The 23,567-nt window shown below is 41.3% G+C and carries 14 protein-coding genes; 8 read left to right on the top strand and 6 right to left on the bottom strand.

Translation table 11 applies throughout. The features are described 5' to 3' along the window. Positions 1–1,307: class I tRNA ligase family protein (locus tag Q4D72_RS04770; RefSeq protein ID WP_303076400.1), on the bottom strand; the 1,307-nt coding region annotated here is incomplete at its 3' end. Between the two features lie 237 nt (positions 1,308–1,544). Here Q4D72_RS04770 and Q4D72_RS04765 point away from each other — a divergent pair. Further along, positions 1,545–1,922: a DUF1573 domain-containing protein gene (locus Q4D72_RS04765; protein ID WP_303076399.1), complete on the top strand. Its 378-nt coding sequence runs from the start codon at positions 1,545–1,547 to the stop codon at positions 1,920–1,922. 55 nt (positions 1,923–1,977) lie between these two features. Here Q4D72_RS04765 and Q4D72_RS04760 read toward each other — a convergent pair whose 3' ends face one another. From Q4D72_RS04760 to pncB, 3 genes are read right to left on the bottom strand one after another with little or no spacing between them, the layout of a single operon-like run. Continuing rightward, a complete protein-coding gene (locus Q4D72_RS04760; RefSeq protein ID WP_303076397.1) occupies positions 1,978–2,508 on the bottom strand; it encodes a Smr/MutS family protein in 531 nt (176 codons plus the stop codon). A 12-nt stretch (positions 2,509–2,520) separates the two neighbouring features. Then, the gene (locus Q4D72_RS04755; RefSeq protein ID WP_303076396.1) at positions 2,521–2,751 is read right to left on the bottom strand and encodes a hypothetical protein; all 231 of its coding nucleotides are present in this window, start codon (positions 2,749–2,751) and stop codon (positions 2,521–2,523) included. Positions 2,752–2,757: 6 nt separating this feature from the next. After that, the gene (gene pncB, locus Q4D72_RS04750) at positions 2,758–3,942 is read right to left on the bottom strand and encodes a nicotinate phosphoribosyltransferase (RefSeq protein ID WP_303076395.1); all 1,185 of its coding nucleotides are present in this window, start codon (positions 3,940–3,942) and stop codon (positions 2,758–2,760) included. A 355-nt stretch (positions 3,943–4,297) separates the two neighbouring features. Between pncB and Q4D72_RS04745 the strand changes: the two genes are divergently transcribed. Continuing rightward, positions 4,298–16,252, top strand: a complete 11,955-nt coding sequence (locus tag Q4D72_RS04745) for a T9SS type B sorting domain-containing protein (protein WP_303076394.1) — start codon at positions 4,298–4,300, stop codon at positions 16,250–16,252. Positions 16,253–16,329: 77 nt separating this feature from the next. Continuing rightward, positions 16,330–18,489 (top strand): S9 family peptidase, encoded by a 2,160-nt coding sequence (locus tag Q4D72_RS04740; protein ID WP_303076393.1) that lies wholly within the window; start codon positions 16,330–16,332, stop codon positions 18,487–18,489. Between the two features lie 54 nt (positions 18,490–18,543). Here Q4D72_RS04740 and Q4D72_RS04735 read toward each other — a convergent pair whose 3' ends face one another. Continuing rightward, on the bottom strand, positions 18,544–19,563 hold the full coding sequence (locus Q4D72_RS04735; protein WP_303076392.1) for a cytochrome-c peroxidase: 1,020 nt from the start codon (positions 19,561–19,563) through the stop codon (positions 18,544–18,546). A gap of 386 nt (positions 19,564–19,949) precedes the next feature. On the opposite strand from Q4D72_RS04735, the gene rpsF reads away from it, so the two are divergent. From rpsF to rplI, 3 genes are all read left to right on the top strand, one after another. Next, positions 19,950–20,291: a 30S ribosomal protein S6 gene (rpsF, locus tag Q4D72_RS04730; RefSeq protein ID WP_303076390.1), complete on the top strand. Its 342-nt coding sequence runs from the start codon at positions 19,950–19,952 to the stop codon at positions 20,289–20,291. 4 nt (positions 20,292–20,295) lie between these two features. Beyond that, entirely contained in the window at positions 20,296–20,589 is a 294-nt protein-coding gene (gene rpsR / locus Q4D72_RS04725; protein ID WP_303076388.1) for a 30S ribosomal protein S18, read from the top strand. Between the two features lie 83 nt (positions 20,590–20,672). Further along, a complete protein-coding gene (rplI, locus tag Q4D72_RS04720; RefSeq protein WP_303076386.1) occupies positions 20,673–21,185 on the top strand; it encodes a 50S ribosomal protein L9 in 513 nt (170 codons plus the stop codon). 59 nt (positions 21,186–21,244) lie between these two features. Here rplI and Q4D72_RS04715 read toward each other — a convergent pair whose 3' ends face one another. Beyond that, positions 21,245–21,598 (bottom strand): hypothetical protein, encoded by a 354-nt coding sequence (locus Q4D72_RS04715; RefSeq protein ID WP_368502031.1) that lies wholly within the window; start codon positions 21,596–21,598, stop codon positions 21,245–21,247. A gap of 618 nt (positions 21,599–22,216) precedes the next feature. On the opposite strand from Q4D72_RS04715, the gene Q4D72_RS04710 reads away from it, so the two are divergent. Together Q4D72_RS04710 and Q4D72_RS04705 are read left to right on the top strand one after the other, a co-directional pair. Then, complete coding sequence (locus tag Q4D72_RS04710) at positions 22,217–22,792, top strand: beta-carotene 15,15'-monooxygenase (RefSeq protein WP_303076384.1); 576 nt, start codon at positions 22,217–22,219, stop codon at positions 22,790–22,792. Between the two features lie 46 nt (positions 22,793–22,838). Continuing rightward, a complete protein-coding gene (locus Q4D72_RS04705) occupies positions 22,839–23,549 on the top strand; it encodes a DUF4197 domain-containing protein (RefSeq protein WP_303076383.1) in 711 nt (236 codons plus the stop codon). Positions 23,550–23,567: the final 18 nt, after the last annotated feature.

Genomic DNA, 23,567 nt, shown 5'->3' with positions numbered 1-23,567 from the left:
TAATACGCCGGAATTTGTTGCCCCCACCAAAGCTGTCGCGAGATGTTCCAATCGCGGATATTTTCCATCCAATGGCGATAGGTGTTTTCATATCTTTTGGGGAAGAATTTAATTTCGTCGCTTTCCAAAACGCCTTTGATGGCGGGTTTTACCAATTCTTCCATCTTTAAAAACCATTGGTCGAGTGGACGCTGTTCAATCACCGCACCCGTACGCTCCGACGTGCCGACTTTATTCACATAGTCTTCCACCTTAACCAATAAATCTTTCGCTTCCAGCTCTTTGGCGATTTCTTTTCGTACCACAAAGCGGTCTTTTCCGTTGTAATGCAAGCCGAGGGCGTTGAGTTTTCCGTCATCGGTAAAAGCGTCGATGATTTCGAGTTTATGTTTTTCCCCGATTTCGTAATCGTTTTTATCGTGAGCCGGCGTGATTTTCAATGCCCCCGTACCAAACTCAATATCAACGTATTCGTCCTCAATAATCGGCACAACACGATTAACAATCGGCACGATGACTTTCTTGCCTTTCAGATGTTTGTAACGCTCGTCATTGGGATTGATACAAACGGCAATATCTCCGAAAATGGTTTCGGGGCGGGTTGTGGCTACGGTCAGAAATTCCGCTGAATCCTCTCCCCCTTCACTTCCTCGCTCTCGCTCACAACTCTCCGAAGGAGAGGGAGCTTCTGAGCATATATAATATTTAAGGTAAAAAAGTTTTCCGTTTTGTTCTTTATAGATAACTTCCTCGTCGGAAAGGGTGGTTTTTGCCTGCGGGTCCCAATTGACCATTCGGTATCCGCGGTAGATGTATCCTTTGTTGCACAAATCCACAAACACCTTAATTACAGAGGCGTACATATCGTCGTCGAGGGTAAATTTGGTTCTGTCCCAATCGCACGAACAGCCGAGTTTTTTGAGTTGTTCGAGGATAACCCCGCCGTACTGGTTCGTCCAATCCCAAGCGTGTTTGAGGAATTCTTCACGCGAAAGGTCGGCTTTGTCGATGCCTTGTTCTTTTAGTTTCGCCACTACTTTGGCTTCGGTGGCAATGGAGGCGTGGTCTGTGCCGGGAACCCAGCAGGCGTTGAAGCCTTTTAGCCTTGCGCGACGGATTAAAACATCTTGAATCGTATTGTTGAGCATATGCCCCATATGCAAAATTCCGGTAACGTTCGGCGGCGGAATAACGATGGTGTAAGGCGTTCGCTCATCGGGAGTTGAATGAAAAAAGTTGTGTTTCATCCAATAGTCGTACCATTTTTTCTCTACCGAATTGGGTAAATATTTTGAAGGGATTTCCATAATATGTCTGTAATGTTAAAATTGTGTGCAAATATAAACTATATTGTTTATTCAAAAAAATAAATTACTTTTGCCCCGACATTTTTAGTGCCAGTGCGTTTGTTTTGATAACATCGTTTGGAAAGCAATTATGAAAGTATTAACGATGATTTATCAAAACCTTAACGATATGTTTTACGGATTGGCATAATTATTGTTGCTATTCTAATACAAAACTAATTTTTTAATTTTTATACCATGAAAAAGTTTTTAACATTTTTATTTGTGGCTACATTCGGATTGATTTCGTATGCGCAAGAAACTGCCGAAATTTCTTTCAAAACAGAGGAAATTGATTACGGAAAAATTAAAGCCGGAAGTGATGGCGTTCGTGTTTTTGAGTTTACAAACACCGGAAAAGCACCACTTGTAATCACCAATGTATCTTCAAGTTGTGGTTGCACAGTGCCTTCTTGGACAAAAGAGCCTATCGCTCCGGGTGCCAAAGGAAAAATTGAAGTGAAGTATGATACTAACCGTGTAGGACCTATCAGTAAAACGGTAACGGTAACTTCAAATGCAAAACAAAATCCCGTTAAAGGATTGCGAATCAAAGGAGAGGTCGTTCAACAATAATTTTTATTATTTAAAATTGATGAAAAAGAGAGCTACACTGTAGCTCTCTTTTTGGTTAAACGTCATTTTTAGTATTCTGAAAAATATAAACTTCGGTAGCGCCGGTGCCGTATTTGACGTACTCGGCGTCGTAGAATTTTACATTGTATCTGCCCAAAAGATATTCCAATTCGGTGCGTAACACGCCCTCGCCCACACCGTGAATGAACACCACGCGTTGGATACGTTTTTCAATGGCAAATTCCAATTGCCTGCGGGCGGTTTCGATTTGCAACGTAAGCATTTCGTGATTGGTCATATTTTTAGAGGAAGCCACCAAGTGATGTATGTGTAAATCTACTTCCATCGGGGGGATTTTCTTTTCCTTTTTTGAAAGAAATTTTTTAGGTTTTTCAATGTTTTTCTGCAAAGATTCATTGTCTGTCGGAAAAATAACCTCTTGACTTTCAGATTTTATCACCTCCGATTTATTAAAAGTAAGCTCAAAACCTTCCGGGGTACGCATCGTAACGGAATTTCCGTTTATTTTTGTAACTTTTCCGCGAAGGGTATCGTCCAGAACTTCTATAAAATCACCAATTTTCATTTTTTTGTGGATTTATGATGTTGCTTTTTCGTTGTCGTCTTCGCTGTTTTGCGGCGGTTTCGGAACGAGAGGCTCTTGAAAATCACTTTCTTTTTTGGAAGGAAGTGATTTTGAGATGGAATAAATTCCGAGGATGAGCAACATCATTCCGCTGATGAGCAGCAATTGGTCGTATTTTTCAAAGAAAAATCGAGATGAAGCCACTAAAACACCCAAAATAATATAAATGTAAGCCGGTTTCATAAAAAATTACTGAATTCTTAAGATTTCTTTGGCAAGTTCAATGCTTCGTCTTTCACCCGTATGTTTGTTGGGTTCGTCGGAGAGTTTTACGGTCGGAACCCATTCATTATCACTGGTTAACACTTCGGTGAGTTTCATTACGATGTTCATCGGTCTGAGTCCCACATCGTTTGTAAGATTTGTACCGATACCGAATGACAGCCCGATTTTGCCTTTGCAGGCATTGGCGATGGATTTTACTTTTTCAGGATTCAGTCCGTCGGAAAAAATAATGTATTTTGATAATGGGTTGATTCCCAGTTTTTTGTAATGGTCAATGGTTTTTTCGGCAAAAACGATGGGGTCACCGCTGTCGTGTCGTACACCGTCAAAAAGTTTGCTGAATTTTTTATCGAATTGTCGGAAAAATACGTCGGTGGTGTAAGTGTCTGATAGTGCGACACCTAAATCGCCTCGGTACACGTCCACCCAATGTTCAAGCGACATAGCGTTTGACATTTTGTAGCCGTACTCGGCGGCGTGGAACATAAACCACTCGTGTGCGTGCGTTCCGATTGGTTTCACTTGATATTTCATCGCCAGATGCACATTGCTTGACCCTGAAAAGTTGTACTTATCTGATTTTGTGAGTGTTCGCATTACAAGGTCGTGAACGTGGTACGAATGGCGACGACGCGTACCGAATTCGGCAAAAACCACTTCTAAATCTTCATACAGGCGCACTTTTTCAATGGTATTTTCAACAATTTGCGCATCGCTCCATTGTTGGGCTTTGGTGAGTTTGTAAAAAAGTTCGCTAATCATCGCAAGCAGAGGTACTTCCCATAAAATAGTACGATACCAAAGTCCTTCCACTTCAACTTCCAAATCGTTTCCTATTTGTTTGATTTTCACTTCTGAAGGGTCGTAACGATAGCCTTCCAAAAAGTCGATGTAAGCGGGGTTTAGGTAAGGGCAATTGGTACGTAAGAAATTTTTCTCGTCTTTGGTCAGTTTCAAAAGCGCCATATTGTTTACCGCCTGCTGCATTGCTTGGGCAAAACCTTCGGGGAATTCGTGTTTTCCGCGATTTATGAATTTGTAACGCCCTTTTGTTTTTGGAAATAACTTAACCACAGCACATTGCATTGTGAATTTGTAAAAGTCGTTATCTAAAATCGAATTAAAAATCTGATAATTTTCGTTTGACATCTTATGCTACGTTTTAAAAAGAATAAGCAAAGGTACAAAAAGAAAATAGGAAAAGCAAAAAAGACTGATTTATTGATGATACAACGTGTTAAAAAAAGGGGCTACTGTGTTAAATAAAATTTAAAACTTTGTTTAAAAAAATGCGTCAAATAAAACATAAAAAAGATTGATTATTAGGATTCTTTGAGTTAATTTATTGATTTTTAATAAGTTGTAATTTTAAGGTGATTCTTTAAAAGTAGATTTTTCATTTTGTTGTTTAAAAAAAGTAAAAGTTATTGATTTTGTGTATCTAAAATTATTAAATAACTTTGTGCATTAAAACGTTATACTAACTTCTATAATTCAATACAATATGGGAAGATTTTTATTCACTTTTGTGTTCTTACTTACCACATTGATGGTTAAGGGGCAGCAATGCTATGAGAATTTCACCGGAACGCCCACGGCGGGTTCGTGTCTTTCAAATGCATCGCTCACGGTTAAAGTGCCCGACGGTTGTACGGGAAATTTTGCCGTGGAACTTATTGAGCCCAATCAAGTAGGATTGCCCAGTGCGCCTTTGTTGGACAGTAACGGCAGTTACACATTCACCAACTTAAAGGCAGGTACTTACACCGTAACGGTGATAGACCAAGCCACATCAAGGCGTTCTGCACCCAAAGCGTTTCAGGTAACGTCTACTTACCGTAATATTGACATTACGGCACCGCAGATTACCGCGCCCACTCCGGCGGGCAATGACGCACGGGTTCGGTTTAACATACGCCCCACCGGCGGGATAGGTCCTTTTAAGGTGAGCCTCGCCAAAGCTGACGGCACACCATTAAACGTGCCTTCACAGCAAATCCCGAAATCAACCACTAACGTGCTGGTAACATTTCAGGGGACGGCAGCTGAGCCTATCGCCACCGGAAACGTAATCATCGTTATTGAAGATTTGGCAAATAACGTGCCAGACTGTGGGGAAATCCGTAAAGAGCCGGTACAAATTCCGGTGCCTGATCCGAGTAACCATTTTCAGATAATAAAAAATGGTGAGGTTTCGCGCATTCGTACCAATAGTGATTGTAAACACCAATTTTGGATACGAATCGATAAACCTGACAGGTCGCATTTAACGCCGGCTAACGTGCAGTATTTCCGCCAGTCGGGAACTGCAATTGTGCGTAATTTAACCACAGGTGTTGAGTATGACATTTCACACACCTTTGTCGACGGACAAATTACCGAAGGAAATTCATTTTACACCGGTTATGATTTTAACGTGGGCGATGAGGTAGAGGTCATCATTCAAGGACCGGCCAACACCATTCACGAGAAGTTTACGCTTACTCAGCAGTTGATGAACCCAATGTTCTCACATCCGAATGACCCACGTGCACCTAACAACATACCCGTGTACCTATATAATACATCAAACAGAGCTTGTGACCCTAATGAATGGACACTTGCCGTGGGTGAATATTGGATGTGGCGGCAGTTTCCTAATGATGCAGATCCTGCAAAACCCGCAGAGTATGGTCGTTATGAATGGTATCAAACATTACGTTATGATTGGATAAATGAGGCACAACGATTAGCCGGACAAACCGGTTATTACTACGAGGTATATCGCGGGACGTCAAATGCCGGTCCGTGGACAAAACTCGTTCACGGGGTTGATTACCGCCAAGAAACCGCTACGGTTATCACGCTGATGGCACCCGTTACCAGTCAAGGTCCTGCATTTTTCAGAGTGGTTTATAAAAATAATTCTACAAAACCAGGAAATGCTTCGTGTTTTGAGCCAGAGCGTATTAATTACATACGAAAAATTCAAGGGGATTATTTGAATCGAGCGTTTGAAAATCTTGAAATAGGAGCGGGGGTTTTTGAGAATACCGTTTCATATCGTTTGTATATCTCGGCTACACGTTTTGTGTATCCTGCCAAAATGACGGTTATGCCGGCTGATGGCAGTACATCAAAAACGTTTACTACTTCATTGCCTTTGGACGGGACGAACACTCACCAACGTACCGTTAAATTCCCGATTGTAGAAGATATTAAAGATCCGGCAATTGAGGTGCCTAAAATCAGTTACACCGTTAAGGGGGATATTCCGGCCGGTGAATATGATTTTACCTTGGAAGATGCCTGTGGGCGAAAAGTTACCAAACGGATAAATTTACGAAGCCCGTCAAAATATGATGGTGATTTTGTAAAAATAGACCAAGGTTGCCAGTACGCTTCGGTTTCGTATGACTTGAAAACCAATTACCCGGGTACCTATAAATATATGACCATATCGGTGCATCGCAAAACGGCAAGCGGCTGGGTTCAGGCGGCTAATCAGCCTTCTTATTTAAGAACCCCAACCGGAACGTTTTACAACTTACCGCCGGGTGAGTATCGCTTGCACGTAACAAACTTGATGTACGCTATGGTGGAGCGTTTGGTGTGGATTATAGCCAATAACGCTACCGGAGGGCTTGATAATTACACGATTACCCCCATTACGGGAGGTTACTCTGACGGATTTACCGTAATAGAACCTTGGGATACGTTCTTGCGAAATCCTGCAACACCTTGGTTACGAGGTCTTAACAGATATATATCAAATTATCACGAATTTACCATCAAAGAAACCGCTCCGTTACAAACGGATGTTTCGGCTACCTATTGTGAGCGCACCAGCGGTAATGGCTTGGTGGTGGTTAGCGTGAAAAACCCTGATAATATCCGCTATCCGCTAACATTCCGTTTGAAAAACAATGCAGGAACGGTGGTTGGCACACAAACCTATGACGGAACATTGGGTGCTACATCACATATTTTTACCAATATAGCCGATGGCGACTACATCGTTGAAACGGAGCACCGATGCGGAAAATGGTTTAACAATGTAACCGTTAAGGCGAGTAATTACGCCAACCCAACGGCTACGAACGTTCCCGGTGTTTTTGACCCTTGTTTGGGTGGAAACGTGACGTTGGTTTTTGGCGGTTCTGACCAATTATTTGATATTGAGTGGTTTAAAATAGATGCCAACGGAAATAAAATTCTTCCGAGCGTCGGTACCGGAAAAACGGTGGTGCAAAGTGTTTCGACAACAACAACATATCGTGCGGAATACAAAATCAAGCCCTCAGTAAATGTTTGCCCCGGAACAGCTTTGGAAGGCAGTGCCGATACAACGGTTCGGTTTACGCCTGACACAACAGCACCTGTTATTGCCGACTGTCCGTCAACCATTACGGTTAATGCAGCAGTGGGGGCTTGTTCGGCTGTGGTTACTTGGAAGGCCATCACAGCAACCGATAATTGTACTTTCACGCAAACGCAAACACATCAAAGCGGTGATAGTTTTGATATCGGAACGCACACTGTAACTTATGTGTTCACTGATGCTGCGGGCAACACCAGCACTTGTACCTTTAACGTGATTGTCAATTCAAACGCAATTGATATGGACGTTACGGCAGCCTACGTTGACGGAACGGGAGCTACACTTTCAGGTGATTTAACGCTTAATCAGCAGTTTCAATATAAAATTGATTATAAAAATGTAGGTGAAGAAAATATAACAACTTCAACCTTAACTATTACCTTTGCCGATAATCCGTATATTACCATCGGAACGCCTGTGGTAACATATGCTTCGGTAGGAAGTTTCGTTCCGACCTACACCAACGTGGGCAGAACTTACACTTTTGTACTTCCGAAAGAAACGTTGCAAGGTAAAGGCGATTTGCGTACGATTTACATTCCGCTGACCGTAACGGGTGATTACCAAGAAATCGGCAAAGCGTGTATGAATCATTTCGCAACGAATCATTTGTTTGAATACGAAGGAGGAAATCAGCAGTGTTTGATTCCGAAACAAACCAAAACGGCAACCAATACGATACTAATTTCAACCGAAGACAATCACCGTTCCGAGCTTTTCTGTGCCGGTGCTTCGTTGGAGTTTACCGTTGCCCAAGGGTTTGATTCGTATCGTTGGTACAAAGACGGAGTGTTGATTCCGTCGGCAACTTCACACAGTTATACTGCCAACGCACCGGGTGTTTACGTGGTTGAAAAAATAACGCATTGCGGCGGTGTTGAAATTATCAATAAAGAAACTATCAACTTCCAAGAACACAATTCGTTAAACGGTGACCCGATTCGAGCACAAGCCAACGGAGGCGCTACTTGTGGTGCTGACGGAAGATGGATAAGCCACTTCATTTTGTGTAACGAACCTTCACGAATCATAAAAGTAAATTACGTTAATACGCAATTGGTATGGGAGCGTTATCACGGAACAAGTACCGATGAAAGATGTCCTGATTACGGAGGAACTTGGAGTACTGATGCTGCCGGTGTAGGCAACACATTTACGGCTTCAACACAAGGCAGATACCGATTAAAAGTAGTGTCAAGCAACGGCTGTGAGGCGTACTTCTACTTTAACGTATATATGAACACGCTTGCGGGCGAAATTGTGCAGCCTGTGGGGCATATTACCGATTATCAGCCGGGTAACTTCACCGTGCGAATGGTAACGGAAGGCATTTCATATCGTTATACGCTTCGTGATGCTTCGGGGCAAATCGTAAACGGAATTAACAATACAACCGGCACACACGAGTACCGCGTTACCGGAATTTCAGACCCCGGAACGTACACCATTGAAGTTACCTCGCCTAATTTGACGAACTGTTCAACATTGCTTACCGCCGTGATTCAAAAACAAACCAATTTGAGTGCAACGGCTACACCAAAAGCGTGGACGGATTGTAATGTATTGAATATCAATTTTGAAGTACAAGGCGGATTAGCTCCTTATCAGTTTGCCATTTGGAAGATTGACGGGGTACAGAAATATCCGGATTATGCGTCAATTCCGGCTTCGGAATTTAACATCGCAACTATTCCGGTGGGGCAAAACTTTATAGAGCAACCCGTAACTATCACGCAACCCGGCAAGTACATTTTTGTTACCAAAGATGCCAACGGAGCGTATGCCGAAACACCACCGGTGGATATTTATCCGGAAGGTGTGGACGGATACACCATCAACACGCGTGATATTATTTGTGGTTTTGCCGAGACTTCGGGTCAGGTTTCTGTAACTTTCAATTCAAGTCTGCAAAATATCATAACCGAGCTACACCGATTGGATGCAAGCGGAAATCGTGTTCAGGCATATACGCCTAATTCAACCGGTTTCTATGACGGATTGGTAGCCGGAAAATATGAATTGGAAATCAGCATTCAAAAAAGCGGTGTGAAGATATGTAAGTATCTCAGTCCGGTTGAAATTTTGAAAAACGAAAACACCTTGCGAGCCTTTGCCGGTGTGGCAGAAGATGCTTCGTGCGATGTCAATACGCCAAAACGTTACAAGGTGCATATCAATAACGTAAGCGGTGGTTCCGGAACGGGCTATGTATATAGTTCAAACGGAGTGGATTACGGCACGTCAAACGTGTTGTATGTTACCGAAGCGGTTAATAAAGTGTATGTAAAAGACAGCAATGGTTGTCCGCTTGAAATCAATATTAACATCGCTCCGCTAACCCCGCCAACCTTTACCCTTAGCAACGTTGAATACGGATGTAGCGGAAAAGGAACCTTTACCGTAACAGTAACACCACCGGGTGCTTACGAGTACGAAGTGGTGGGTAATACCGTTAGTGAACGAAAATCAACTAATGAGTTTACGCTTCCGGAAGGCAATTACACCGTTTATGTGCATTACAAACCCGGAACAGCCTCAGGCACAACGCCAAATTATTTATTTACGGAAGATTTTAGTACGGGCGATGACGCTTGCGACAACACCGTTATTTATATGACTTGTAAACCAAATCAGGTGCTTGATAACGGAGAGTATGTGATTACCAAGCAAGTACAAGCACGCCCTGAATGGGTTGTTCCAACCGATGGTTCGGGTGTGGCAAATGGGCGTTATTTAGCCGTAAATGCCAACTCAAATCAAGGTAATTTAGGAATTATTTACAGAAAACAGCTTACCGACCTTGTTTTAGGTACGGATTTAAAAGTAAGTTTAAAATTACATAATTTGCTTGCACCGACTTATACCGGAGGGCGAAATCCTGATATTCAGTTGGTAATCATAAATCCGGTTACTAATACAGTAATAAAAAGTGTAGGATTAGGGCAAATTCCGGCGAACGGGCAATGGGAAACTAAAACCGCTATATTTGAAGCCGGATTCATAGCCTCCAATGATGTTGTGTTTGAAATCCGTAGTGTGGGTGCGCCTTCATTAACGGCAGGAAATGATGTTGCCGTAGATGATATTACCATTTGGCAAGATACCAAACTTTGTGACATTCGTTTGGAAAGTCAGTCTGTTGTGATAGCAGAAAATCAAGCCTTCAAAGTAAGCGGAACGCCCGAAGATGCCAAGTGTGACAATTTCGGAAAATTACATCTGAAAATTGAAAACCGAAGAGGCAGTGCATTGGAATATTCAACCGATAACGTAACTTGGATGGCATTGCCAACAACTGCGGTAAATGCCAACGAAGACAGTGCCGTGGTTGATAATTTGCCGGCAGTAGCTAACGCAACGGTGTATGTACGCAAACAAGCCGACCCAAGTTGTGTGGGTGAGGTAATGTACAGCATCAGCGCGCCTGCCACAATGTCAATAACCACAGCGTTATTGCGAGGTGTAAGTTGTGATGTGCCAAGCGCCCAAGTGCGCGTAACGGCAACCGGAGGAACGCCTCCGTACCAATCCTTTAAAATAGGAGCAACCACTGTTGCAGCAACCAATAACGAGGCTATATTTACGGCAATCCCCGCAGGGACACACCAAGTTGAGGTAACCGATACCAATGGTTGTATCGCCACCACTACTTTGGAGGTTGCCGATAAATTACCACTTACGTTAAGTGTAGATAATCTTGAAAATTGCTTCACCGGAGGTGAAACAGGTCGCATTCAAGTGAGTGTGACCAGTGGTAATGGTGATTACCGATTCAGCCGAAACGGAACTGATTTCTATGCAAGTCCGGTAGTCAATGGTGCTTACTATATTTTTGAAGGCTTATCTGCCGGAAATTATACATTCACCGTTAAAGATGCCTTGAATTGCTCGGCAACAGTAACAGCAATCATTTATGAACCGTTGCGATTAAATGTACAACTTGCTGATAACCTCACTTGTTTGGCAGGAAGCAAGGCAAAATTTAATCTGACAACCACAGGTGGCGACCCGTCAAAAGTACGAGAGTTTTTATGGAGTAATGACAACATTACTTTCAATACAGCCAACGTGGCGGGCATCACCCTTACCACAACGGGTAACACGGCTACTTTTGAAACCGAAGTTGAAGGAACGTATTATTTCAGAGTGCGTTACGACTACGGAGGGGTTGATTATTGCGCGGCAACCAGCCTACGACAAGAAGTTAAAATAAGAAAACCGAGCTTTAAATCGGCACCTACCGCTACCGGCATCACTTGTGGCGGAACGGCAACAGGGCGCATTGAGGTTTCGGTAGCGAATATTCAAGGCGGTGAGGCTCCGTACACCTTAGAATTGTCGGACGGAACGAACACCACAACTCATCCGCTTGGAAATATAACAGGCTTAACTGCAGGAACATACACTTTAATTGTAAAAGATGATTCGGGCTGTGCGTCAGACCCGCAAAGCATAACCATTAATGAAGTGCCTGCTCTAACGGTAGCGATTACCAGAACGCCGGTAAAATGTAATGCCAGAAGCGGAATGGATCCGGGAACGGCTACTATCCAGTTGCAAAGTGGTGGAACGGCACCTTTCAGTATTGAGGTTCGTTACAAAGACGTGCCACACGGAACGCCGGTACACCAAGAAGCGAATATCGTTGCGGGTAGGTCTGTTCAAGTTAATGGCTTGTCACCACACGATTATACCTATCAGATAACCGATGCCGCAGGCTGTGTAACACAAGGAATGTTTACCATCGAAGGAACTTCTGATCAGTTGAGAGCTAACGTAACAGGAATTACAGCCAATTGCGTAACCGGTTCTATTAATTTGGAAGCCTACAATGCGGGGGGTGAAACCATCGCCGAAGGAACGCACTGGTTTGCACTTTACACCTTAGGTTTAACACCGCCGGCAGGAACACCGCCAACAACCGGAAATACGTGGGTGGTAGGCTCAACTACTTGGTACAGAGGTGCTACGGCTGTCGTAACCGATGCGGCAGGAAATCCTGTTAATGGCGTTCGCGTTACAATTCCCGACTTGGTTCCCGGAGCCAGATACCAGTTTATCGTATACGATTATACAACCAAGTGTTATATTATTAAAGAAGCGGGTGAAGTTCCACCGGGAACATCGCAACTCAATATAACAGCCAATGCGGTACAAACAACTTGTAGTAATGCCAATGACGGAAAAGTAACCTTTACGTTAAGCGGATTAGCAGCAACTACAACAAGTATTAGTTATCGTTTATATACAACTTCGGATAACCAGCCTACCGCATATGTAGGAAATAATATTCCGGTGGCGACACCGATGGTTATTAATGTAACAGGATTGCCTGCGAACAGATATTACGCAGTGTTTACCGAAGACCAATCAGGATGTAGAAAAGCATCAGAGCCATTCGTGATAACCAAAACATTGGCAGAATTAACCATTACAGGTGTAGTTACAAGCAATGATAACTGTCACGGAGGCAACGGACAAATTTCCGTTGAGGTAAAAGACGGATTGGCGCCTTATAAGTTCTATTATCACGATTTGGCATCAGGAGCCGTGCCAAGCGGTGCCACACTCGATGCTTTATTGAACGCTTCAACTGACGGAGCTACGAAAAAAGTAAACGGAGGCAATTGGGTGGTGTTTGTTAGAGACGCCGCAAATTGTATCAAATCAGAGTCTAACATTTTTGTAGGAACTGATAATGCGCCGGTACTTCGTTCGGTAGTGGTTGAAAATCCGTGTGCAGAAGATACTGATTTTGTTGTACGTGTACAACTTGCACAAGTAGGCACGGGGCAACACAGCTATCAAGTGCAGGGGGTATCAACTTGGAGTGATATCAACATTGCACAAGGGGTAACCTCGTTTGTATTACCGATACGTTTACCTGCCCGCAACACTCCGTACACCGTTGTGTTGAAAGACGGTAACGGATGTACGGTAACAGGTACGGTAACCATTAATAGTCCGATAAATTATCAGGTTGCATCACAGCCGATTAACTGCGGTGTAAATATGGCAATTATTGATGTGATGAACATTACCGGCGGTTCGGGCGGATACCAATATCGAGTTGATAAAATAGATGTTTTAGATGACGGAAGCGGAAATCTGACAGAAGTTGTAACACCGATAATACCATTAACCCCCGCGCCATCGGCTACTTATCCGGTAACGGTAAATCAAGGAGCAGGCACGTACCGAGTGCGTATTTTTGATGTGGCAACGCAATGTTTCAAATCGAAAGACGTAGTGGTGGCAGCGCCCGTACAACCAACCATAGAGGTGGTGAGTGTAACCAATCCGATATGTTTCGGTGCGAACGGTTCATTGCGGGTACAAGCCAAACCGAATACCGAAGCCGTGTTCACTTTCAGAATCACCGCGGCTAACGGAGCTACGGTAACCACACCTATCGCACCGACTACATCGGGTAACGATTATGCCGTGTTTGAAAATCTGCCAAGCAGCTCAACAGGTGTGGAATATACCATTGAGGCGGTATCGGCACGAAATTGTAGCGCTACCGTAACGGCAACTATTACATCGCCAAGTGCATTGACTATTGCACCTGATGCGTTGGTTGTCAGCGGATATAAATGTAGAGCTAACACTAACACGCCGGTGTTACCGATAGTTAGTTTTGATTTGGATAAAGTTAGTGGCGGAACGCAGTCATACACCCGAGTGGAATTCTACGAGGCAGGTGTAGCAACCGTGTTGAGTTCACAAGTGATTGTAAACGGAAAAACAATATACACGTATGAGTTGCCGCAGCATCTGACAGTACCGAAATCATTCAACGTAAAAGTGTATGACGCTAACGGTTGTGAGGCTACTTCGGCTGATATACAAGTGCTTCCGGCATTGATTCTGTCCGAACTTACAAAAGTAACCGATAAGGCAATAGATTGTAATACCAATACTGAAGCTATGACGGTGACTTTGGTAACTACAACGCCTTACAATAACGAGTCGATTATTTACACGGTAATGAAACGCAATCAAAATGGTTCAGAAACAGTTTTTGCTTCACAAACCTTGAATGCATTAACGGCATCGTTTAATTTGCCTGTCGGAAATTATACCATCGTAGCCATTAACAGAGATACGGATTGTGAGGTGAAAACAACGTATGACGTACATTCACCGGAAACGTTCTTACTCACGGCAACAGATGCAAAACAGGTGAAATGTCACGGAGGTTCAGACGGGGAAATAACCCTTACGTTCACCGATACGCGCCTTTCTGACGGAGACCAAGCCGCAGCCGGATTTAGTTACGTTATCAGTCCGATAGCGCCTTCAACCGGAGTTACACTTAATGCTACCGTAACCGGAAAAGTGGCTACCGTAATGGGCTTGTCAGCAGGATATTATCAAGCGGAAGCAACATCAATCGCCACAGGTTGTAAAGCGGTTACTTCATTTGAAATTGTTCAGAATGAAGCACCAATCACGGCTACTGCCTCTGAAACCTTTGGTGTAACCTGTACGAATGATAGGGGCGAGGTTATGGTAACCGTAAACGGAGGAAAATCGCCTTATCAGGTAACCTTAACTTCGGCAGATGGTTCGGTAAATCAAACCAAAAACGGAGGTGATGTTACGGGTAACCGAGGTCAGTTCTTATTCATCGGATTGAAATCAGACCCTGTTACCAAAACGTTGGCTTATAACGTGTCAGTAACTGATGCTTCGGGTTGTGTGATGACGGCGGTAACAACCATCAGCCTAACGCACCCCGACCCGATTACCGGAGTGGCAACCGTAACGCAAGATATTTCTTGTACGGGAGCAAACGATGGTGTTATTACCATCAGTAACGTGGCAGGAGGCTCGGGTGCAGGTTCATACAATTATGCGTTGATTGGTACGGCAACTTCCGTAACGCAGTCATCAACGGTATTTACCAATTTACCGGCTGATACCTACAAAGTGTTTGTTACGGATGCTTGGAATTGTGACCAAGAAATCGCAACGCTTACCATTACGGAACCTACACCGATAACCGTAAACCGAACTGATGCTGACCTTACGGTATGTTACGGAGAGAAAACCGCTTGGATAAACATTCAAATTCAAGGAGGTACGGCACCGTACAAAGCCGAAGTACGCCGAACCGATGCTCCGGTGAACGTTTATATGGAAACCAATATATTGGCTTCTGACCCACATCTTAGAGTACCGGCAAGTTTAGGCGTAGGAACCTATGAAATTAATGTAACCGATGCACGAGGTTGTTCACTTTCACCAACATATACCTTTGAGGTGAAAGAAGTACCTGACCTAATGGCACAAGTTACTCAAGAAGGAACTTGTGAGGCGAATACCTACAAAACTTGGATTGAAGTTCGTTTCAGAACCGATATGGATTTCAGCAAGTTGAGCTATGAATTAGGTACTGGTGCCAAACGAACCTTCTCACGTCATACAAACAATATCGGTTATATTGACGAGAATGTGTTCAGCACAATGTCAGGTACGCAAACGTTGGTGATATACTATAATGACGTAGATGTGGTTACCACACGTCCGATACAGTGTACATATACTTTGGTTGATGCCGTGGATATTCAGCATACATTGCCGTTAGATGAAATACAGGTAATCCCGACAACGGCGATTAACACCATCGAAGTGAGAGGAAAAGACGGAGTAGCGCCTTACACCTACATCTTTAACGGTCAAGACCAAGGTGAAAACGGAGTTTATAAACTTCGATACACTGATCCGGAAGAGGTTATTAACGGCAAGCGTTACAAAGTTATTAACGTAACGGTGTATGACTCGGCGGGTTGTTCAAAAACCAAAGTCATCAAAGAGGAATATTTTGATATTGAAATACCAAACTTCTTCACTCCTGATGGCGACGGAAACAACGACACTTGGACGCCTCGAAATATCGAAGACTTCCAGTACATCAGAACCCATATCTATGACCGATACGGAAGACGATTGGCAACCCTTGAAAAAGATCAGGCTTGGGACGGTCGTTACAACAATAGAATGGTACCAACGGGCGATTACTGGTATATCATTGAACTTAACAGCAATACCGATTCGCGTACGTTTAAAGGTAATTTCACCTTGTACCGATAACGTTTCAAAAATAAAAATGAGAAAGTTGAAAAACTTTCTCATTTTTTTTATACCTTTGAAACCCAAAATTATTGATTATGTATAGAAAATTACCACTCAAAAAATTCAGTTTTATGGCGGTTTCCCTTATTTTTGCAGTTTCTTGTAAAAATAATACCGAAACGATGAAAAAAACAGAATATCCTGACATTCAGCCTCCTGTGGCGAAAAAAGTACCGCACCAATTGGAAAAATTCGGTGATGTGCGTACCGACAATTATTTTTGGCTCAATCAGCGTGAAAATCAAGAAGTTATTGATTATCTGAATGCCGAAAATAAGTATTACCAAGAAATGACGGCTCACACCAAAGAATTTCAAAATTCCCTTTTTGAGGAAATGAAATCCCGAATCAAGGAAGATGACTCGTCCGTGCCGTATTTCCGTAACGGATATTGGTACATAACTCGCTATGAATCAGGTAAAGACTATCCGATTTATTCGCGTAAAAAAGGAACGATGGACGCTTCCGAAGAAATTATGTTCGACTGCAACCAAATGGCGGAAGGACACGCCTATTTCCAACTGGCGGGAATTTCCATCAGCGATGACAACAAATGGGCGGCTTTTGGCGTGGATACGGTTTCGCGTCGCCAGTATGTGTTGCAAATCAAGAACTTAGAAACGGGTGAAATTCTTTCTGAAAAAATCGAAAATACTTCAGGTTCAGCGGCTTGGGCAAGTGATAACAAAACCTTGTTCTATACGCAAAAAAATCCGACTACCTTGCGTTCCGAAAAAATCTATCGCCACGAAATCGGTACAAATCCGAAAAACGACGTGCTTGTTTTCCACGAAAAAGACGATACTTTCAACACCTATGTATATCGTGAAAAATCGAAAAAATACCTCGTAATCGGTTCGGGAAGTACGCTTACTACGGAATTTCAAATCTTGAAAGCGGACAATCCGAAAGGCAATTTCAAGGTGTTCCAAAAACGTACACGCGGTTTGGAGTACGACATCGCACATTATAATAATGAGTTTTACATCGTTACCAATAAAGACGGAGCGACGAACTTTAAGTTGATGAAAACTTCTGAAAATCAGGTATCTGCCGAAAATTGGAAAGAGCTTATTCCGCATCGTGAAGACGTGTTTTTAGAAGATATTGATATTTTCAAAAACTTTTTGGTGGTGCAAGAAACTTTCAACGGTTTGGACAGAATTGAAATTCGTCCTTGGAACGGCGGCGAGTCGTATTATCTTCCGTTTGAAAGCGAAACTTATACGGCTTACACTACGCAAAATGTTGATTTTGATACAGATGTGTTGCGTTACGGCTATCAGTCGATGACCACGCCGGCTTCGGTAATCGATTTTAATATGGCAACCAAAGAGAAAACCGTATTGAAAGAACAGGAAGTTTTGGGCGGAAAATTCGACAAAAATAACTATGCCGAAGAGCGAATTTGGGCAACGGCAACCGACGGAACGAAAATTCCGATGTCGATGGTGTATCGCAAAGGAATGAAAAAAGACGGCAAAAATCCGTTGTTGTTGTACGCTTATGGCTCGTACGGAAGCACTGTAAATCCGTATTTTTCATCAACGCGACTCAGTTTGCTTGACCGAGGCTTCGTTTTTGTGATTGCACACATTCGCGGAGGGCAATATTTGGGCAGAAAATGGTATGAAAACGGAAAAATGTTACACAAAAAGAACACTTTTACCGATTTTATAGACTGTTCGAAGCATTTGATAGTCGAAAAATACACTTCTGCTGATTATTTGTTTGCCGAAGGCGGTTCTGCCGGCGGACTTTTGATGGGAGCGGTGGTCAATATGGCACCTGAATTGTACAAAGGCGTGATTGCGGCGGTTCCGTTTGTAGATGTGGTAACTACGATGCTTGACGACAGCATTCCGCTCACCACGGGCGAGTATGACGAGTGGGGCAATCCGAACGAAAAAGTGTATTACGATTATATGCTTTCGTATTCGCCTTACGACCAAGTGAAGGCTCAAAATTATCCGAATATGTATGTTTCCACAGGGTTACACGATTCGCAGGTACAATACTGGGAACCAGCCAAATGGGTTGCCAAATTGCGTGATATGAAAACCGATAAAAACCTTCTGTTTTTAGATACGAATATGGAAGCGGGACACGGCGGTGCTTCGGGGCGTTTCGAAGCCTTGAAAGAAGTTGCCAAAGAATACGCTTTTATGTTTGATTTGGTGGGAATTACTGAGTAAAATAAGTACAAAAAAATACCCGAAATGAACACATTTCGGGTATTTTTTTGTTTTTTATGGATTTTTGTGTTTGTCGTCAATATCGGCAGTGAGTGTTTTTAGGAAAGCTACAATGTCTTCGATTTGCTTGTCGCTCAAGTCTTTATTAGATTGTAGTTTCGCCATTATCCGAACGGCATCGGATAAATCTGTTACTGAGCCATCGTGGAAATAAGGTGCTGTTTTTTCAATATTTCGCAATCCGGGAACTTTAAAAAAGTATTTTTCAGCTTCATTTTTAGTTAAATCGTAAAGTCCGGCATCGATTTTTTTACTTTTGGTAAGTTCCCAATAATCACCGAAAAGCCCGAATTTTTGAAACATTTGTCCGCCTACGGCAACTCCTGAATGACAAGTGATGCAAGCGTTATTGATAAATTCTTGCAATCCGTCTTTTTCTTGCTGACTTATAGCTTCTTCATCGCCGTCTAAAAAACTGTCAAATCGGGAAGCCGGATTGAGCAAACGCTCAAAAGCTCCGATGGCATTGGCTATGTTTTTAAATGTGATGGGCTGCTCTTGGTCAGGGAATACTTTTTTGAATAATTCTTGATATTCAGTTACTTCGCGCAAGCGTTTTTCTAAAAATTCGGCACTTGGAATATTGTGTTCGACAGGATTTAGGATAGGTCCTTCGGCTTGTTCTTCAACATCTTTGGCGCGCCCGTCCCAAAATTGCATTGCGTGTAAACTGGCGTGGAAAACGGTGGGAGAATTGCGTCCTCCGAGTTGTTTGGTGTCTCCGGGTGAAGTTGCGAGGTTATCAACGCCAAATGTAGCCAAGTTATGGCAAGAATTGCAGCTGATGTTGCCGTCTTTTGACAAACGTGTGTCAAAATAAAGTTTCTTGCCCAAAGCTGCCTTTTCTTCCGAAACAGCTGCCACAGGTAGGCTGTTCACTGATTTAAAGAACGTTTGCGCTTTTTGTAATAATTCTGATTTGACAACCTCGGTGGTTGCGTCATTTTGTTTTTTAGGTGCATTATTGCAGCCTATGAGAACTCCAACTGAGAGTAAAAAGTAAATTTTTCGCATAGTATAATTGTTTTTATTAACTGCACAAATTTATGTAAAATTAACGATTTATTTTTTATTTTTTTATCTGTGAGGTTTTAAAGAATTCAATCTCAAAAATCTATATAAATAAAAAATAATCATTCTAAATTATTAAAAAATGCTATGAGCGAATTTTATTGAAGAAAAGAAGATTTATGTATCTTATTTTATATGTTAATCTATTTATTATGAGGTTTTTATGTTGTTTGTTTGTTGTTTTGTGCCTGATTTTAAGTCTGGTAGAATCAGATCAAAGTAAAGCGAGGGAGTTAATGACTTACTTAAATAATATGCTTAAAAATTTGCAGTTTCAAGAAAAAGCATTACTTTTGCCCCTCAAAATTTAATAATTAATAATAAAACGTATGAATCATTACGAAACTGTTTTCATTTTGAATCCCGTTTTATCTGAGCAACAGATAAAGGAAGCAGTAGAGAAATTCGAGAATTTTCTTACCGCCAAGGGTGCAGAGTTTGTGTCAAAAGAGAATTGGGGCTTGAAAAAATTGGCTTACCCAATCCAAAACAAAAAAAGTGGTTTTTATCACTTGTTTGAGTTTAAAGCACCGGGTGAAGTTATCGATACTTTCGAGTTGGAATTTCGTCGCGATGAGCGTGTTATGCGCTTTTTGACCGTGAAATTAGACAAGCACGCCATTGCGTGGGCTGAAAAAAGAAGAGCAAAGTTAAACACTAAAAAAGCGTAAGGAAATGTCAATTGAACAACAAGCAAAAGGAAAAAGAGACGGAGAAATCAAATATTTAACTCCGCTAAATATTGATACGTCAAAACAAAAAAAATACTGCCGTTTTAAAAAGTCAGGAATTAAATACATTGATTACAAAGATGCTGATTTTTTGTTGAAGTTTGTAAATGAGCAAGGTAAATTATTGCCACGCAGACTTACAGGAACTTCTTTAAAGTACCAACGCAAAGTTGCTACGGCAGTTAAAAGAGCGCGTCACTTGGCACTTATGCCTTACGTAGCCGATTTGTTAAAATAAGCAATTAATAATAAACGTTGTTGGTTTTCTTTAAGTTAAGAAACCTAACTTCAATACTAATTTTAAAAAAGGACAACAACATTATGGAAATTATCCTAAAACAAGACGTTCAAAACTTAGGTTTTAAAGACGATATCGTAACGGTAAAAAACGGATATGCCCGAAACTATTTAATTCCGCAAGGATTTGCTGTTTTGGCTACTCCGTCAGCTAAAAAAGTTTTGGCTGAAAACTTAAAACAAAGAGCTTTCAAAGAGCAACATATTGTTGATGAGGCTAAAAAGGTAGCGAAAGCATTAGCCGGATTAACAGTGAAAATCATTGCAAAGGTGGGTTCAGGCGATAAATTGTTTGGTTCAATCAACAATGCCGATTTGGCACAAGAGTTGGCAAAAGCCGGACATCAAATTGACAAAAAATTCATCACCATTGCCGGTAACACCATCAAAAGAACCGGAAAATACACCGCTTCCATCCGTTTGCACAGAGAAGTATTGGTTGATTTCCCTTTTGAAGTAGCCGCTGAGATTGAAAAAGTTGCTGAAAAACCTGTTGAAAAAGCAGAGGAAAAGGTAGAAGAAAAAACAGAAAGTTAATTGTGTTTTTATAAAGTTTCATATTAAAAAGCCATAAAATGATAATTTTATGGCTTTTTTTATGATGAAACACCAAAGAAGGATTCCAATTCAGTTGAGTTTTGTACTGAGCTTTCAATGTCTTTAACAATGTTTCCTTTTTCAAACATTACAATTCTTGTTGAAACTTCAACGGTGTGTAATAAATCGTAATTTGAAATTAAAAGAGTAACTTCTTCGTTTTCTGTTGGTTCTTTTATTCGTTTTAAACGGATTTGAGTTGCGGGGTTGAGGTTAGCAAAGGGTTCATCAAGGATAATAACCTTTGGATTTCCGATTAAAATCCCGATGATGCCTACTTCTTTCTGATTTTCCTTTGATAAATCGCGTAAATATTTTCGTTTTCCGAGAATTTCATCATTAAAAAAAATCACTGTATTTTTGGATGTGATTATCAGTTTCGGTTTTATTTTGCCCGTGAAGTTCACCGATTAAGTAAAAATATTTTTTTTGGGATTAAATATCTAATCTGAAATGTTTCGTATAAAATAAAGTATGGGTAGTAAAATAAAATGTATAAAATCATATTAACAAAAAAGCTCGATTTTGAAGGACAAAAGAAATATGCAACTTCGTAATTCTACCGAAAGAATTTTAAGCCAGAAAGTTCCATATTAAAGCCTACCGTAATTTATACAAGGCAATATGCCCCAAAAGTGAAAACAACCCCATACGCTAAAAAAGGTTGGTTGTCGTCACAGAGATATGAAAAATAACTTACGAAATCGTTTTATGTAATTATTTTTTTCTGCTACCCGATTTTTCGTTTTAATTTTATATATTTGCACGTTATAAAATTGATTTATAAATATTTGATGTTGATTTTTGAATGTTTTGTAACCAAATAATATTTGCAGATGCTTGTTTTTACTATTTTGAAAAATGCATTTCAGACGTATCGTAACTCGTTTTTAATTAGCTTTTTAGGTTCGGTTTGCTTATTTTCGGTGCTTTTTTTACTTTATTTGTTAATTTTTCCAATGTTGGTAAAAATGCCATTGAATGATTTTTCACAACTGGCATTAAAACAACCCGAAGCCGTGCAGCAGCTTATAACATCGGCTGATTTTCAGGTGAAAATGATGCTTTTTATATTGCTGATTAACTGTATTGTAGTCCCAATGGAAGCCGGATTTTACAAACTTTTTGAAGCGCTGGGCAACAAACAACGGGTTGGTCATAAATTGCTTTTTTCGTTTTATAATTCGGTGTATACCAAACGAATATTGAGTTTTGTATTGTTTTTTTCGGCAGTAAAATGGGCAATTGCTTTTTTGCTGACCCGTTTAGGCTTGGGCGGATTTGATTTTTCAGTTTCGGTGATTTTATCATTGCTTTTTACACTCACGATTCCTATTATTGTTTTTGAAAATCAATCGGTTACGCAAGCTATGAAAGTAAGCTCGAGGCGTATGGCGCCTTATATGTTCACAGCATTGATTGTATTGTTTATTGGGCTAATAGCAACATTATCAGGTATATTGCTCTTTGGTTTTGGACTTGTATTAACCTTGCCGTTCTTTTTTGCAGTGAATTACAATCTTTATATAAATGTAACTTTAAAATAATCAGGTTTTTAACAGAATAAATAATATTTAAAATAGAAATTAATAAATGAAAAAAATTATTTTTCCGGTGCTTTTAGCGGCATCTTTTTCATTGAACAGTTGTAATGAGTTGCAACAGGTAATCAATACAACTTCTTCAACCACAGGGTTTAACATTTCCGAAGGATTAAAACAAGCCTTGGAAATGGGCGTGTCAAGCGGAGTGGATATCCTCAGCAAAGAGGGCGGTTATTTTACAGACCAAGCCGTTAAAATATTGCTTCCCGAACAACTGAAACAAGTGGATTCGGCTTTGCGAAAAATAGGCTTGTCATCATTGGCTGACCAGGGTTTGAAAGTATTGAATCAAGCTGCGGAAAGCGCTGTAAATGAGGCGAAACCTATTTTTATGTCTGCCATTAGAAATATGACCATTAACGATGCTATGGGCATTTTGAAAGGCGATAATTTAGCAGCGACTACTTACTTGAAAACCAATACGTTTGCAGCTTTGGAAAGTGCCTTTGCACCAAAAGTTGAAGCCTCGCTCAGCAAGGTAGGGGCTGATAAAATCTGGACGAGCATCATTGAGCAGTACAACCAAATTCCGTTTGTGAAAAAAGTGGAACCGAACCTTACGCAATATGTTACTTCACAGGCTATCAATGGTTTATTTGTAAAAGTAGGGGATAAGGAAAAAGAAATCCGTACCAATATTGCCGCACGAACAACCCCACTGTTGAAATCTATTTTCGCATTGCAAGACGGAACCAAATAAAATGAATACTAAAATCGG

It is taken from the genome of Capnocytophaga sp. (genome assembly GCF_030532915.1).
Classification (GTDB): domain Bacteria; phylum Bacteroidota; class Bacteroidia; order Flavobacteriales; family Flavobacteriaceae; genus Capnocytophaga.
Note: the sequence above shows the minus strand (reverse complement) of the source record. Positions and strands in the feature narration are given on the sequence as shown.